Origin of the sequence: Lampropedia aestuarii (assembly GCF_004803635.1) — a bacterium.
GTDB lineage: Bacteria > Pseudomonadota > Gammaproteobacteria > Burkholderiales > Burkholderiaceae_C > Lampropedia > Lampropedia aestuarii.
Genome location: NZ_SSWX01000009.1, coordinates 121,203 through 136,530, shown reverse-complemented (window position 1 = coordinate 136,530; position 15,328 = coordinate 121,203). Strand labels below are relative to the sequence as shown.

General features: G+C 58.8%; 13 protein-coding genes. 5 read left to right on the top strand and 8 right to left on the bottom strand.

From position 1 onward, the window contains the following. Positions 1-56 precede the first annotated feature (56 nt). On the bottom strand, positions 57-1,538 hold the full coding sequence (locus E8K88_RS08740; protein ID WP_136406271.1) for a DEAD/DEAH box helicase: 1,482 nt from the start codon (positions 1,536-1,538) through the stop codon (positions 57-59). A gap of 370 nt (positions 1,539-1,908) precedes the next feature. On the opposite strand from E8K88_RS08740, the gene E8K88_RS08735 reads away from it, so the two are divergent. The 3 genes from E8K88_RS08735 to E8K88_RS08725 all read left to right on the top strand — a co-directional run bounded on the left by E8K88_RS08735 (position 1,909) and on the right by E8K88_RS08725 (position 5,397). Then, complete coding sequence (locus E8K88_RS08735) at positions 1,909-3,438, top strand: DHA2 family efflux MFS transporter permease subunit (protein ID WP_136406270.1); 1,530 nt, start codon at positions 1,909-1,911, stop codon at positions 3,436-3,438. A gap of 132 nt (positions 3,439-3,570) precedes the next feature. Continuing rightward, positions 3,571-4,338, top strand: a complete 768-nt coding sequence (locus tag E8K88_RS08730; protein WP_136406316.1) for a class II glutamine amidotransferase — start codon at positions 3,571-3,573, stop codon at positions 4,336-4,338. A gap of 81 nt (positions 4,339-4,419) precedes the next feature. Further along, positions 4,420-5,397: a LysR substrate-binding domain-containing protein gene (locus E8K88_RS08725; RefSeq protein ID WP_136406269.1), complete on the top strand. Its 978-nt coding sequence runs from the start codon at positions 4,420-4,422 to the stop codon at positions 5,395-5,397. A gap of 16 nt (positions 5,398-5,413) precedes the next feature. Here the strand turns inward: E8K88_RS08725 and E8K88_RS08720 are convergent, their stop codons facing one another. The 7 genes from E8K88_RS08720 to E8K88_RS08690 form a co-directional block, all read right to left on the bottom strand. After that, on the bottom strand, positions 5,414-5,992 hold the full coding sequence (locus E8K88_RS08720; RefSeq protein ID WP_136406268.1) for a cob(I)yrinic acid a,c-diamide adenosyltransferase: 579 nt from the start codon (positions 5,990-5,992) through the stop codon (positions 5,414-5,416). 75 nt (positions 5,993-6,067) lie between these two features. Further along, positions 6,068-7,858, bottom strand: coding sequence for an acyl-CoA dehydrogenase C-terminal domain-containing protein (locus E8K88_RS08715; RefSeq protein WP_136406267.1), 1,791 nt, complete (start codon positions 7,856-7,858; stop codon positions 6,068-6,070). Positions 7,859-7,992: 134 nt separating this feature from the next. Then, positions 7,993-8,925 carry an electron transfer flavoprotein subunit alpha/FixB family protein gene (locus E8K88_RS08710; protein WP_136406266.1) on the bottom strand — a complete coding sequence of 311 codons (933 nt, stop codon included), beginning with the start codon at positions 8,923-8,925 and terminating at the stop codon, positions 7,993-7,995. 20 nt (positions 8,926-8,945) lie between these two features. Beyond that, positions 8,946-9,698 carry an electron transfer flavoprotein subunit beta/FixA family protein gene (locus tag E8K88_RS08705; RefSeq protein WP_136406265.1) on the bottom strand — a complete coding sequence of 251 codons (753 nt, stop codon included), beginning with the start codon at positions 9,696-9,698 and terminating at the stop codon, positions 8,946-8,948. 220 nt (positions 9,699-9,918) lie between these two features. Continuing rightward, positions 9,919-11,337 carry a mechanosensitive ion channel family protein gene (locus E8K88_RS08700; protein ID WP_136406264.1) on the bottom strand — a complete coding sequence of 473 codons (1,419 nt, stop codon included), beginning with the start codon at positions 11,335-11,337 and terminating at the stop codon, positions 9,919-9,921. Between the two features lie 127 nt (positions 11,338-11,464). Continuing rightward, on the bottom strand, positions 11,465-12,241 hold the full coding sequence (locus E8K88_RS08695; protein ID WP_136406263.1) for an enoyl-CoA hydratase: 777 nt from the start codon (positions 12,239-12,241) through the stop codon (positions 11,465-11,467). A gap of 49 nt (positions 12,242-12,290) precedes the next feature. After that, positions 12,291-13,244 (bottom strand): histone deacetylase family protein, encoded by a 954-nt coding sequence (locus tag E8K88_RS08690; RefSeq protein WP_136406262.1) that lies wholly within the window; start codon positions 13,242-13,244, stop codon positions 12,291-12,293. Between the two features lie 136 nt (positions 13,245-13,380). Between E8K88_RS08690 and E8K88_RS08685 the strand changes: the two genes are divergently transcribed. Beyond that, positions 13,381-14,301, top strand: coding sequence for an AAA family ATPase (locus E8K88_RS08685; protein ID WP_136406261.1), 921 nt, complete (start codon positions 13,381-13,383; stop codon positions 14,299-14,301). Between the two features lie 14 nt (positions 14,302-14,315). After that, entirely contained in the window at positions 14,316-15,323 is a 1,008-nt protein-coding gene (locus E8K88_RS08680) for a DUF58 domain-containing protein (protein ID WP_136406260.1), read from the top strand. Positions 15,324-15,328: the final 5 nt, after the last annotated feature.

Sequence of the window (15,328 nt, the reverse complement as noted above, 5' to 3'; positions counted from 1 at the left end):
GCAGCCGGCCTTGGCCGCTACAACGATAGCGGCTGGCACGGTGCCCTGTGCGCTGCTTAGCGGTTGGCAGCCGGCCTGAGCAAGGCTGCAATTTTGGCTTTGGGCTTGATATTGCCTGAGCGGCGGTGCGAGCCATGCGCTGGCGGTGCTTTGGGGCTGACTTCCCAAGCAGCCTCGACCTCGCTGGTGCTGGCCACATACGGGGCATTGAACAACGGGTCTTTGGAGACGTTGCTGGCACGGCGGTAGGACAGCGAACGGTCTGTCGATTCGCGTCGATCGCGCCCGCCTTCGCGGCGCTCGCGCTCAGGGCTGTCTTGACGCGCTTCGCGGCGTTCAGCAGTTGGGCGGTCACTGCGTTCATGGCGATCACGCCGCTCTTCGCGGCCTGCAGCAGCGGCCAAAGTCAGATTCTCTGGCGTAATTTGCTTGCCAATCAGTTTGCCAATTTCAGCCAACTGGCGCTCTTCTGCGCCAGTGACCAGGGTGAAGGCCAGTCCAGATGCGCCAGCACGGCCAGTGCGGCCAATGCGGTGCACATAGTCTTCGGCATGGAATGGCACGTCGTAGTTGACGACTGCAGGCACGTCCTTGATGTCCAGGCCACGTGCGGCCACGTCGGTGCAAATCAGCAAATCGACCTCACCGGCTTTGAAGGCATCCAGCGCCTTCAAACGCTCGTCCTGGCTTTTATCGCCATGCAAAGCAGCCGAGCGTACCCCTTGGCGCTCCAGCGCGCGAGCCAGGCGGCCACAGCCCACGCGGCTGTTGACAAATACAAAGGCCTGCTGGCGATTGTGCGTATTGAAAAGCTGCAACAGCGCGCGGTACTTGTCGTCTTCGCGCACGCGGAAAAAGCTCTGCTCAATACTGGCATTTGTGGCATTGGCGCGCGCCACTTCAATCAGGATCGGATTTTGCAAATAGCTTTCGGCCAAACGTTTGATCTCTGGCGAGAAGGTGGCCGAAAACAGCAGCGTGGTGCGCTTGGAAGGCAGATGCGACAGGATGCGCTGCAAGTCTGGCAAAAAGCCAATATCGAGCATGCGGTCGGCCTCATCCAGCACCACATATTCGACCTGGGCCAAGCTCACCGACTTGGCCTCCAAATGGTCCAGCAAACGGCCTGGCGTAGCGACCAAGACTTCGATGCCGCTTTTCAACTCGGCAATTTGCGGCTTCATGTCCATGCCGCCAAACACCACGGCGCTGCGCAGTTTGGTGTGCTTGGCAAATTCTGCCACTTGCTTGGCCACCTGGTCGGCCAACTCGCGCGTAGGCAACAAAATCAGTGCGCGCACCGGGTGACGCGCAGGCGAGGCCGAGCTGTTCTCATGCTTGAGCAGGCGCTGCAGCAACGGCAGGGAGAATGCCGCGGTCTTGCCCGTACCCGTTTGCGCCGCACCCATCACGTCTTGTCCCGCCAGCACCACCGGAATGGCCTGCTCCTGAATAGGAGTCATTTCCTGATAGCCCATGTCCGCAATTGCGCGCTGGATAGGCTCAGCCAGCATCAGAGTAGAAAATTGTTTGCTCATGTAGATTTGCATTACGCGCTGAGGCATTACGCACTGAGTGTCACTCAACCCAGGCAGGCTGCCACCCGCATCGCACGCCGGTATTTTCGCGTCGCGATGATGGCTGCCTGATTGGATAAAAACGCCTGTCTTTCAGCAAGCCTTTTTGCTCAGCACAAAACCAGTATCACCAGTTCGTTTGAATTGCTGCGTCGCAGCAAGCCCCCATTATCAAACATTCAGGGCGCCCAGCGCAATGTTTCGTTGTTTATGGCCCCACAAGGCTCTTAGAGTTCAAAAATGCCTGCGCACGCATGCACACAAACAAAGCTGCACAGCCCAGCACAATTGCGTAAGAATGCTATCTCTCAGGATCAACAGCGGCCCCACTATGACAGACAACGTGACAGACAACGCCTCAGCCTCTCACGTGCCCGGCAGCCTGCAAGCGCTGACGGCGCAGTATGGCGAGTCCTTCCGCTGGTACTTCTTACTGAGCCTGATGGTGGGCACGATTGCCTCGCTGATGTCATCCACCGTCGTCAACGTCGCCATTCCTGACCTCAGCCACCATTTCGGTCTGGGCCAGGAGCGCGCGCAATGGGTCAGCTCGGCCTTCATGGCAGCCAGCACAGTGGCGATGCTGACCACGCCCTGGCTGCTGTCGCGCTATGGGTATCGGCGCACTTATATTGCGATGCTGCTGCTGCTGGGTGCAGGCGGCATTGTGGGGGGCATGGCCCACGACTTCCACTTGGTGCTGCTGGCCCGCATACTCGAGGGCATTGCCGCCGGCGTGCTACAGCCGATTCCAGCGATCATCATCTTGTACGCGTTTCCGCCACACCAGCAAGGCCGCGCTAGCGGTTTGTTTGGCATGGGCGTGGTGCTGGCCCCAGCCTTGGGCCCCACGGTGGGCGGCATTCTGATCGATTTGTGGGGCTGGCGTTCGATCTTTTACATGGTGCTGCCGTTTTGCCTGGGCGGCGCTTGGGTGGCGATGCGCTTTGTCCCCATCACCGCACCAGGCGGTGTGGCCGCACGCAAAGGCCAGGCACTGGAGTGGCGCAGCCTGGTAATTGTCACCGTCGGCACTGTCAGTCTGCTCAACGGTTTGGTCTGGCTGCATGACGGCTGGCTGTTGCCGGCGCTGGGCTTGCTCTGCGTCGCACTCATCTGCTGCCTGGTCTTTACCTGGTGGCAAAAGCGCCTGGTGCACCACCAGCATGCACCTTTGATGGACTTCAAGGTGTTTGAGTCCAAGACCTTTTGCATGGGCTGCATCGTCGCATTCATTTACGGCACGGCCTTGTTTGGCTCGACCTATTTGCTGCCAGTTTTCATGCAGGTGGGGCTGGAGTTTTCCGCCTCTGAAGTAGGTTTGATCATGCTGCCCTCGGGCTTGGTGCTGGCTTTCACGATTGCGATTGCCGGGCGCATGGCCGATAGCCTGTCACCGCGCTTATTGGTCGGTGTTGGCCTATGGGTGCTGGCAGCCTCATTCGGGCTGATGTATTTTGTACGTCTGGGCAGCGGCATGGGTTTGCTGATTGCGATCACCGCCTTTGGCCGCATCGGTCTGGGCTTTATCTTGCCGTCACTGAATTTGGTCGCAGTGCGGCCGCTGAAGAAGGAGCTGATCTCGCAGGGCTCGAGCGTGATCAACTTTATCCGCATGCTAGGCGGCGTGATTGGCGTGAGCTTGTGCGGCGTCATCCTGGAGTGGCGCATTGCTGCGCAAGGCGACTCACTGGCCCTGCCACACAGCAGCCCAGAGCGCATTACTGCCTTCGGCGAGACCTTTGTGGTGCTGGGCCTCTTGTGCGCGCTGGCCTTTTTGGCCGCCCGCCACCTCAATAGCCCCAGCGTGGTCCATAGCGCTAACAGCCCGGCCGCAGACAGCACCACCGACAAGGCTTAACGCATGCCGTTCCTGGCCGCCTGCTCCCCCACGGCACTGGCCTTGCAGGCGACAAAGCAGTATCATTGACAATAGCTATCAGCTTCTCATCTTTCATATTGCAACCCTTTGAATCGCCCCCATCTGACTGCCATGTGCCAATTGCTAGGAATGAACGCCAAGAATCCGACCGACCTGACTTTCAGCTTCACGGGGTTCGCGCAGCGTGCGGGTAAAACTGGGGACCATGTGGACGGCTGGGGCATGGCGTTTTTTGAAGACCATGGCGTGCGGCATTTTGTCGACCACCAAAGCGCCATCAACTCGCCCGTTGCAGACCTGATCCGCAACTATCCGATCAAGAGCACGAATGTGATTGCGCACATCCGCAAGGCCACACAAGGCCAGGTCAACCTGCCCAATTGCCACCCGTTTGTGCGTGAGCTCTGGGGCAATTACTGGGTGTTTGCACACAACGGTGATTTAAAGGAATTCCACCCGAATTTGCACACGCATTTTCACCCCGTCGGCACGACCGACAGTGAACGGGCGTTTTGCTGGATCATGCAAGAGCTGTCTAAGTCCCATGTGGGCGTACCCAGCATCCGTGAGATGACCTTGACCCTGCGCGAGCTCTCCAAGCGCATTGCCAAACATGGCACGTTCAATTTTCTGCTCTCCAATGGCGATGCACTGTGGGCCCATGCGACCACCTTCCTGTGCTATACCGAGCGGGCCTGGCCATTCCAAAAAGCCACCCTCAGTGACGAAGAACTGACGGTTGATTTTGCCGAAAGCAACGGCCCCGAAGACAAGACTGCGATTGTCGTGACCACGCCGCTGACCAGCAACGAGACCTGGACCTCATTTGAGAGCGGCGAGCTCAAGGTCTTTGTCGATGGCGTACACCAAAGCTATTAATTATCTCAATGCGTGCTGACTTTCCAAGTGCGCTGGCTTCATCAGCTGGCCAGCGCCCATCCCCTATCTACATACAACGCCATGACTCTGACTGAGTTGAAATACATCATTGCAGTGGCTCGGGAGCGGCATTTTGGCCGTGCCGCAGAAGCCTGTTTCGTCTCACAGCCGACACTATCGGTGGCTGTGAAAAAGCTGGAGGAGGAATTGGGCGTGAAGGTGTTTGAGCGCAGCTCAGGCGAAGTCACCGTCACGCCATTGGGCGAGCGCTTGGTTGAACAAGCGCAAAATGTGCTGGACCAGGCACATTTGCTCAAGGAAATTGCGCAAAGCAGCACCGATCCGCTCAAGGGCCCGCTGCGCTTGGGTGTGATCTACACGATTGGCCCGTATTTGTTGCCCGAGCTGGTGCGCCGTGTGATCGAGACCACGCCGCAAATGCCCTTGATGCTGCAAGAGAACTTCACCTCGCGGCTACTGGAAATGCTGCGCGTTGGAGAAATCGATTGTGCAGTGCTGGCCGAGCCGTTTCCCGACAGCAATCTGGCCATTGCACCACTGTACGATGAGCCATTTTTGGCCGCTGTCCCCACCAGCAGCGAGCTGGCCAATTGGGACTCGATCTCGACCAGCGAGCTGAAAAAACACAACATGCTGCTGCTGGGCACTGGCCATTGTTTCAGAGACCATGTGCTGCAGGTGTGCCCGGAATTTGCACGCTTCTCCGACAGCGAAGGCATTCAGAAATCCTTTGAAGGCTCTTCGCTGGAGACCATCAAACACATGGTGGCAGCCGGCATGGGCATTACCTTGGTGCCGCGCCTGGCCGTGCCACAAGGCATGGCACCAGAAACGCCAGACGAGCCTGCGGCCTTGCCAAGCGAGGCCCAGCACATTCGCTATCTGCCTGTCAAAGACGATGGCCGTTACGCTGCGCCCTCGCGCCGTGTGGTGCTGGCCTGGCGGCGCAGCTTTACACGCTATGAAGCGATTGCCGCGCTGCGCAATGCCATCCACGCCTGCGAGTTGCCGGGCGTGACGCGCTTGATGCAATCTTGAGGCTGCGCGTTGCGGCCTATTCGGAATTGTCCTGCTGGGTCTTGAGCCGCTCACTTTGCCAGTAAACCTCCCCACTGCCGTGGTTCAAATTCAGGTGGCGCGAGAGCACAAACAACAAGTCAGACAAACGGTTCAAGTACTGCTGCGGCCCTGGCAGCAGAGTTTCGCCCGCGCTTTGCACCACAGCCACCACCGCGCGTTCAGCGCGGCGCGCGACAGTGCGGCACACATGGGCTTGCGCAGCTGGGCGACTGCCAGCGGGCAAAATGAATTCCTTCAAACGCGGCAAATGCGCGTTGTAATGTGCCAGTGCCTGGTCCAGCGCCAGCAAACCATCGTCTTTGAGCAAGTGGTAGCCGGGCATTGCCAGTTCGCCGCCGAGATTGAACAGCTGGTGTTGCACGCTTTGCAGCAGTTGTGCGACATCGTCTGGCAAGGTCTCACACAGCAGCAAGCCGATGTGTGAGTTCAGCTCATCCACCTCGCCAATCGCCACAATGCGCGCACTGGTTTTAGAGACCCGGCTGTTGTCGCCCAAACCGGTGCTGCCATCGTCGCCCGTGCGGGTGGCAATGGCGCTTAATCGATTGCCCATTGTTCAAACCTTGTTTGCGATACGACTGCACCGGCGCTGACAGTGCCGGTGCAGCCCAAACCTGCTCGATGGCGTTTAGAAATCGTCCATGTCCAGGGCCATCACGCTCTCGCCACCGTTGAGGATAGCGCTGCGCAAAGCCGCTGTGCGTGGCAGGATGTGCTCGGCATAGAACTGGGCCGTAATGATTTTGGCTTGGTAAAACGCCTTGTCTTGGCCATTGGCCAATTGCTTGTCCGCGACCAGCAAAGCACGGCCCAGGTTCCAACCAGCCACCAGATTGCCAGCGAGCATCAGGTAAGGCACGCTGCCTGCAAAAGCGGCATTCGGACTCTCGCGGCCATTGGCGACCATGAACTCGACCACGTCCACAAAAGCCTGGCGCGCTGCAGCCAATTCACGTGCCACAGCCTGCGCTGCGGCTGTGCCCAAGGCCTGCAATTCACCCTCGGTTTTCTCAATCTGCGCAGCAATCGATTTGGCAGCCACACCGCCATCACGGCCGGTTTTGCGGCCGACCAAGTCGTTGGCCTGGATGGCAGTCGTGCCTTCGTAGATCGTCAAAATCTTGCAGTCGCGGTAGTGCTGGGCGGAGCCAGTCTCTTCAATAAAGCCCATGCCGCCATGCACTTGCACGCCCAGTGCAGTGACTTCCTGGCTGATCTCGGTGCTATAGCCTTTGACCAGCGGCACCATGAATTCGTAAAACGCCTGGTTGTCCTGACGCACTTGCGCATCCGGGTGCTTGTGCGCGGCATCGTAGGCCGCAGCAGCCGTCATCGCAGTGGCGCGGGTGCCTTCGATCAGGGCGCGCATCGTCATCAGCATGCGGCGCACGTCTGGGTGGTGGATGATGGTGGCACTGCCTTTGACCGAACCATCAACCGGGCGGCTTTGCACGCGCTCACGTGCGTAAGCCACGGCCTGCTGGTAGGAGCGCTCAGACACCGCAATGCCTTGCAAGCCCACTGCATAGCGAGCGGCGTTCATCATGATGAACATGTACTCCAGGCCACGGTTTTCTTCACCGACCAAATAACCAACCGCGCCGCCGTTGTCGCCAAACTGCAGCACAGCCGTTGGTGACGCCTTGATGCCCAGCTTGTGCTCAATGCTGACGCAATGCGCATCGTTGCGCTCGCCCAGCGAGCCATCGGCATTGACGAGGAATTTGGGCACCACAAACAGGCTGATGCCTTTGACGCCTTCTGGCGCCCCTTGCACACGCGCCAGCACCAAATGGATGATGTTCTCAGCCATATCGTGCTCACCATAGGTGATGAAGATTTTGGTGCCGAATACTTTGTAGCTGCCATCGGGCTGAGGCTCTGCACGGCTGCGCACCAGGGCCAAATCAGAGCCCGCTTGTGGCTCGGTAAGGTTCATGGTGCCGGTCCACTCACCGGAGATCAGCTTCTCCAGATACGTGGCTTTGAGCGTGTCGCTGCCTGCCGTGACCAAGGCCTCAATCGCGCCATCGGTGAGCAAAGGACACAGCGCAAAGCTCAGATTGGCGCTGTTGAGCATTTCCTGGCAAGCCGCGCCAATGGTTTTGGGCAAGCCTTGGCCACCGTAGTCAGCGTCATGCTGCAAGCCTTGCCAGCCACCAGCAGCGTATTGCTTGAACGCGTCCTTGAAGCCCGGCGTCGTCGTGACTTGGCCATCCTTGAAGCTGGAAGGGTGTGTGTCACCGGCCACATTCAGCGGTGCAACCACATCTTGGTTGAACTTAGCGCACTCCTGCAGCACGGCCTGAGCGGTTTCCAGCCCGGCGTCTTCAAAGCCAGGCAGTTGCGCCACGGCTTCAATGTTGGCCAGGTGCTCGATGTTGAACAGCAAATCTTTGACGGGGGCTTGGTAGCTCATGCTCGCCTCATATCGTTATCAGCGCATGTGAACCCTGGTTTGACCGCATGCCAAACAGTGCCACACGCATAAAAATGAAAAAAATGGCACCGCTGCGGATGCCATTTGCCTGCCTACTCAGAGCGTGTATACGCTTAGACCTTTTCGATCAACTCAGGCACAGCAGCGAACAAGTCCGCCACCAGACCGTAGTCGGCCACTGAGAAGATCGGTGCTTCTTCGTCTTTGTTCACTGCGACGATGACTTTGGAGTCTTTCATACCGGCCAAATGCTGGATCGCACCGCTGATGCCCAGAGCCAGGTACAGGTCGGGCGCGACGATCTTGCCGGTCTGACCGACTTGCAGATCGTTAGGCGCATAGCCTGCATCCACTGCAGCGCGGCTGGCACCGATGGCGGCGCCCAGCTTGTCAGCCAGCGGTGTGATGACTTCTTGGAACTTCTCTTCGCTGCCTAAAGCGCGACCACCGGAGACGATGATCTTGGCAGCAGTCAGCTCAGGACGGTCGCTTTTGGAGACTTCGCGGCTTACAAAACTGCTTTTGCCTGAGTCGGCCACTGCTGCAATGCTTTCGACCGCAGCTGAACCACCGGTAGCGGCCACAGCGTCAAAGCCAGTCGCACGCACGGTGATGACTTTTTTGGCATCAGTCGCTTGCACAGTGGCAATGGCGTTACCAGCGTAGATTGGGCGCTCGAAGGTGTCGGCCGAGACCACTTTGGTGATGTCGCTGACCTGGGCCACGTCCAGCTTGGCGGCGACGCGTGGCGCAACGTTTTTACCATTCGAGGTGGCAGGAAACAGCAGGTGGCTGTAGGCATCAGCCACAGCCAGCACTTGGGCTGTCAGGTTTTCTGCCAGGCCGTTTTCCAGCGATGCGCCATCGGCGTGCAGCACTTTGGAGACGCCGGCAATTTGCGCAGCAGCTTGGGCCGCGGCGGCGGCGTTCGCTCCGGCCACCAGCACGTGCACATCACCACCAATAGCGGCAGCAGCGGCCACAGTGTTCAGAGTTGCGCCTTTGATGCTGGCGTTGTCGTGTTCAGCAATAACGAGTGTAGTCATGGTGTCTCTTCTCCCTTGTCTCAGATGACTTTGGCTTCATTCTTGAGCTTGTCGACCAAGGTGGCGACGTCTGGCACTTTGATACCAGCGCTGCGTTTTGGTGGCTCAGAGACTTTGAGGGTTTTCAGGCGCGGCGCGGCGTCCACACCCAAATCGGCTGGCTTGATGTTTTCCAGCGGCTTTTTCTTGGCCTTCATGATGTTGGGCAGCGTCACATAACGCGGCTCGTTGAGGCGCAAGTCGGTGGTGATCACCGCAGGCAGGGACACGGTGATCGTCTCCAGGCCGGAATCGACTTCACGGGTCACGGTGGCTTTGCCATCGGCAACTTCGACCTTGGAGGCGAAGGTCGCTTGTGGCAGGTCAGTCAACGCAGCCAGCATCTGGCCGGTCTGGTTCGAGTCGTCGTCAATCGCTTGTTTACCCAGCAACACCAGGCCTGGCTGCTCTTTGTCCACCAGGGCCTTGAGGATTTTGGCCACAGCCAGTGGCTGCACTTCGTCTGCGGTTTCAACCAAAATAGCGCGGTCAGCGCCAATGGCCAAGGCCGTGCGCAGGGTTTCTTGCGCTTGGGCAACGCCTACGGAGACAACGATCACTTCAGAAGCAGCGCCTTTTTCTTTCAGGCGAACGGCTTCTTCAACGGCGATTTCATCGAAGGGGTTCATGCTGTGTTTGACATTGGCAATGTCAACACCTGTGTTGTCAGATTTCACGCGCACTTTGATGTCTTTGTCGACCACGCGTTTGACGGGTACTAGGACCTTGGTCATTGGGCTGTCTCTCCTAAATGGCCTCGTTGGGCAAGTTGATCAGGGCAGGGCACCACCAGCGCCACCGCCTTCAGTTTTAAAATCGCACGAACGTTCTATTTTAGACCCTGTTCGGGGCTATGCGCAAAAAATCTCATCGTCTCTTGGTTTACTTAAGCGTTACTTAATAGCAAACCTCTGCGCTAGCGCAGCAAAAACCATGCAGACAAGGGCGCTTTTGCTATTTGCCAGGCTCAGAAGCCGCCCCCTCTGGCGCACCTGGCACCATGGATTGCGGGCTTGGCCCTTGTTTGACCTGGCTTAACCAAGCATTGACATCTTGCCAATTCAAGTTGGTTTGCGGCGCAGCAATCCGAATGGTGTGCTGCTCAAAGGCCGTCAAAATGGCCATATTGATCGCCGAGCGCAAACCTTCGGTGCCACCAGCGGACAAGTCACCAATGTAGTAATTCAAGATGAAATCAAAGCCGGTCTGGCTGACATTGACCAGGTTTGCCACTGGCGCTGGCGTGCTCAATACGCGTGGCTGGGCCTGGGCCGATTCAGCCAGCAGGCGCCGCACCAGCGACGGGTCATTGCTGCTGTGCACGGTGATGGCAATGGTCTGCAATGCCCGGGGTGCGCTCTGAGACACTTTCTCGACCAAGGTGCCGGTCAGCATTTCATGTGGCACGATGGCTTGGCGGCCGTTGCTCGCTTGAATGGCTGTATAGCGGCCAGACATTTCCACCACCGTGCCTTCAAAACCACCCACTTTAATGCTATCGCCCACGCGAATGGCCCGCTCGGTAAACAGCACAAACCCGCTGACGTAGTTGGCCGCCAGGCGCTGCAAGCCCAAACCAATCCCGACGCCCAGCGCACCGCCAAACACCGACAAGGCCGTCAAATCAATGCCGGCCATGTTCATCGCCACCAGCAAGCCGATAAACATCAGCACGGCCCGCAAGGCGGTTGTAAAGCCTTTGCGACCCGGCAAGTGCGTGGTCGTCGCCGAAGCCATCAGCTTTTTCTCAAGCGCAGAGGACAGCCACAGACTGCCCAGCAAAAAGAGCCCCGCCGTCAAGACCGATTCCAGCAGCCGCAAGACCGAGACCTGCTTGCCACCAATGCCCCATTGAATGGCCTCCAAGCTGTTGAGCAAGGTTTGGCCCAGCCCAATGATCCACAGCACCACACACATCCAGATCAGCCACGAAAAGCTGCGCGCGACCGGCTCGACCCAGCGTTTGCCTGGGAAGGCGACTTTAAGCACTTTGACGCCAACGCGAATCAGCAGCAAGGAGGTGAAGATAGGGATGGCCAAACTCAGCAACAATCCGTTCTGGTAAGGCGCCAGCGCCGCCCTGCAAACGGACAGCGTCAGCAAGCTCAGCAGCGGAAACAAGGCGCCATCGACCAATTTGCTGCCAAAGAGCACCGAGTCTGGATTGTCGTAGCGCAAGGCGCTGCGCAGGCTGCGCAAGCCCCACCAGACAAGTGCAATCACCAGCACAATCACGCCCAGCTCCAGCAGGACCTGCGGGCCGCTAAATTGTGCAAACCAATCTTTCAATGAGGTTTCTGCCAAGCCCTCGCCTAGCAAGGGAATCGGGGCATCAACAGCAACTGCAGCGGGCACAGCGATGGGATCAGACATAGGCAAGCAAAGCTCCACACTTCTTGGGATGGGTGGCGCTGCGCAGCGCCACCAGTTGGGCTGTATATCCTATCCGTTGCGCCATAGCGCAATCTGCAAAAAATGTCACCGACGCTGGCAGCCAGCATCACTCCCAGCGCGGCGGGCGTTTTTGCGCAAAGGCCTGCGCGCCTTCTTGCGCGGCAGCGTCCATCATATTGATGGCCATGGTCTGGGCCGCCAATTGGTAGGCCGCCTCCAGCCCCATGTCTTTTTGGGCATACAGCAAGGCTTTGCCCCGCGCCAGCGAAATACGCGGTTTGGCCACAATCGCATCGAGCAGGCGCTCAACCTCGGCATCTACCGCGTCGCTGGCCACCACCCGATTCAGCAAACCCGCCTGCAAGGCATCCTGGGCAGAGACAAACTCACCTGTCACCAGCATTTCCATGGCTTTTTTCAGCGGCACATTGCGCACCAAAGGCACGCTGGGCGTTGAGCAAAACAGGCCGTACTGGATGCCGCTGACAGCAAAGCGCGCCTCTTCAGAGGCCACAGCCAAGTCGCACTGTGCGACCAGCTGGCAGCCCGCAGCCGTAGCAATGCCTTGCACTTTGGCCACCACCGGCACCGGTAGCTGGTGGATCGACAGCATAAAGCGCGTGCACTGCGCAAACAAGGCCTGGTACCACTGCAACTCGGGGTGGGCGGCCATGTCCTTGAGGTTATGGCCGGCACAGAAGGCCTTGCCATTGCCGGCAATGACCACTGCCCGCAAGGATTCATCCAGCGCTAAATCTTTGAAGGTGGCAATCAACTGCTCCAGCATCTCGCCGCCCAGCGCATTGAAACGTCCCGGATCGTTCAGGACCACTTCCACCACGCCAGCGCGTGGCCGCACCACATTCAATAAGGAGTCACTCATTGCATTGCTTTCTTTTAAAAACAGGGCTGCTGATCAGCCGCCTTCGCCATTAGTCCAAGCCGGACAACACGCGCACATGCGCCTCGACACTGCGCGCCAGCGCAGCGGGCACGTAGCCGCCCTCCAAACTGGAGACCACGCGGCCATTGGAGTGGCGCCTGGCGACTTCCATCACCATCCGCGTGATCCAGGTGTAATCGCTCTCATTGAGCATCAGCTGGCCCATATCGTCATCGCGGTGGGCATCAAAGCCAGCGCTGATGAAAATCATCTCGGGCTTGAAGGCTTCGAGCCTGGGCAGCCACAGCATGTCAATCAACTCGCGAATGTCCATGCCCTTGGTGTAGGCCGGCACCGGAATATTGACCATGTTCTCGCCCTTGGCCACCTCGCCGCTATTGGGGTAGAACGGCGACTGGAAGAAACTGACCATCAAGGCCCTTGGCTCGCTCGCCAAGATGTCTTCTGTGCCGTTGCCATGGTGGACATCAAAATCCACCACCGCCACGCGTTTGAGCTGGTAGCGGTTGAGTGCGTACTTGGCGCCAATGGCGACATTGTTGAAAAAGCAAAAGCCCATCGCCTTGTCTCGCTCGGCATGGTGGCCAGGCGGGCGTACCGCACAAAAGGCATTGTCAAGCGCCCCCGACATCACCTGGTCAGTCGCCAGCAGCACCGCACCAGCAGCGCGCAGGGCCGCATTCCAAGTATGCGGGCACAGCACGGTATCGGTGTCAATTTGTGAACAACCATCGCCGCCGGCCTGCAACTCGTCTTGCATCATATGGTCCAGACCACGCATGGCTGCCACATGCAGCCTAGAATGGGCCAGCTCCAGGTCGTAGACCGAGGCCTTGGGCGCATCCAGGCGGCGCAGTGTATCCATCACACCTGTCATCAACAGGCGGTCTTCAATCGCATCCAGGCGCGCCGCACACTCTGGGTGTGCGGCACCCATATCATGTAACCAGCAATCGCGATGGGTAATGTATCCAGTGGTCATGGGCTTGTCTCTTTAGAATCCAGTTTCTTATGGCAATTCACACAAACCCTTACATTAAGGGCGCGCAGTGCTGTGAAGTGCCTCACTTAGCCTGTCATCACTCTCGTTCACACGTGATGATTACTGTAACGTCAAAATGACTATCAACCCCCAAATCGACTCTGTACTCTCACAACTCAATGCCTTGATCGTTGGCAAAAATGCCCAGGTGCTGGACTGCGTGACCTGCTTGCTCGCCGGGGGGCATTTGCTGCTGGAAGACGTGCCCGGCGTGGGCAAAACCACGCTGGCCCATGGCCTGGCATACACCTTTGGCTTGCAATTTGCGCGCGTGCAATTCACCGCCGATTTAATGCCCAGTGATTTGACTGGGGTATCGGTGTATGAGCGCAGCCAGGAAAGCTTTGTGTTCCACCCAGGGCCGATTTTTTCGCAAATCCTGCTGGCCGATGAAATCAACCGCGCTAGCCCCAAATCACAAAGCGCCTTGCTCGAGGCGATGGAAGAGCAGCAAGTCTCGGCCGAAGGCGCAACGCGCCCACTGCCACAACCCTTCTTTGTGATTGCCACGCAAAACCCACGCGAACAATTGGGCACTTATCCACTGCCCGAGTCGCAGCTCGACCGTTTTTTGATGCGCGTCTCGCTGGGCTACCCCGACCGCGAAGCCGAGCGCCTGCTGCTGAGCGTCAATGGCCACCGCCAGCATCTGCAGCAACTGCAAGCGGTAATGAGCGCGCAACAGGTACAAGCGCTGCAGCAGGAGGTGTTGCAAGTGCACACCTCAACCGCCTTGCTCGACTATGTGCTGGATCTGGTCGATGCCAGCCGCTCAGGCCAGTGGTTTGTACAAGGCCTGAGCCCGCGCGCAGCGATTGCCGTCGTGCGCACGGCCAAGGCCCGCGCGTTCATTCTGGGGCGCAAGCACGTCTCGCCCGAAGACGTGCAAGACACGATTGAGCAAACCATTGCCCACCGCTTGGTGCCGTTGGCGCAGTCAGGCCTCAATGCCGCGGCGCAAGTGCGCGCTATGGTCCATGCCACGCCCCTGCGTTAAAACGGCTGCTGCCTATGTCCAGTCCACGCCGTTTATTACCGGCCTTTTCCCCTTTGACGCCGCTGCGCCGTCGCTTTGAGCGGTGGATGCAGCAGCGCCTGCCGCGCAGCAACCACTGGGTGCTGTCGCAGCGCAATCTTTATGTGCTGCCCAGCCGTGCCGGCTGGATGCTGGGCCTGACGGCCTTGCTGCTGCTGGTTGCCGCGATCAACTACCAAATCAACCTGGGTTTTTTGTTTTGCTTCATGCTCGCTGGCGTGACCTTTATCAGCATCCTGGTGGCGCACGGCAATTTGCGCGGCTTGGAATTGCGCACGCATGAGCCTGCCCCCGTATTTGCCGGCACCGCCGCCGCCTTGCCGGTACACCTTCAGCATCCGGGCAAGCGCTCGCGCTACGCGATTGGTCTGGCCGCGCAAGGCGCGGCCGCTGGCACGGCAGAAGTGGTGGTCAATGTGCCGCAGGCACAAGTGGCATCCACCGCATTGATGCTGTTTATGCCCACGCGCGGCTGGCACGATGGCCCAACCATTGCCATCGAGACGCGTTACCCGATTGGGGCTTTTCGCGTCTGGTCGCTGTGGCGACCGGCCATCAAGCTGCTGGTGTATCCAACGCCTGAGCCCAATGCCCCTGCGATTGCGCAAAGCGGGCTGGCAGGCGAGGCGGGCCTGGCTTCTTCGCGTTCACCCTCGTTTGAGATGGAAGGCTTTCGCAGCTACCAGAGGGGCGACCCGATCAAATCGATTCTGTGGAAGAAAACCGCCACAGCCATGGTGACCGGCTCAGGCGACTGGGTGCGCCGCGACCAAACCCAGCAAAACACCACCGAGCTGTGGTTGGACCATGCGGCCACCGGCTTGCAACAACCCGAGGCGGTGCTCTCGCGCCTATGCGCCTGGGTTCTGAGTGCCGAGGCCCAAGGCCTCAGCTATGGCCTGCGCCTGCCCCATCTGAGCATTGAGCCCGCGCAAGGGCCGGCCCATCAACACCAATGCCTCAAAGCATTGGCCCTGAGTTGAAAGAA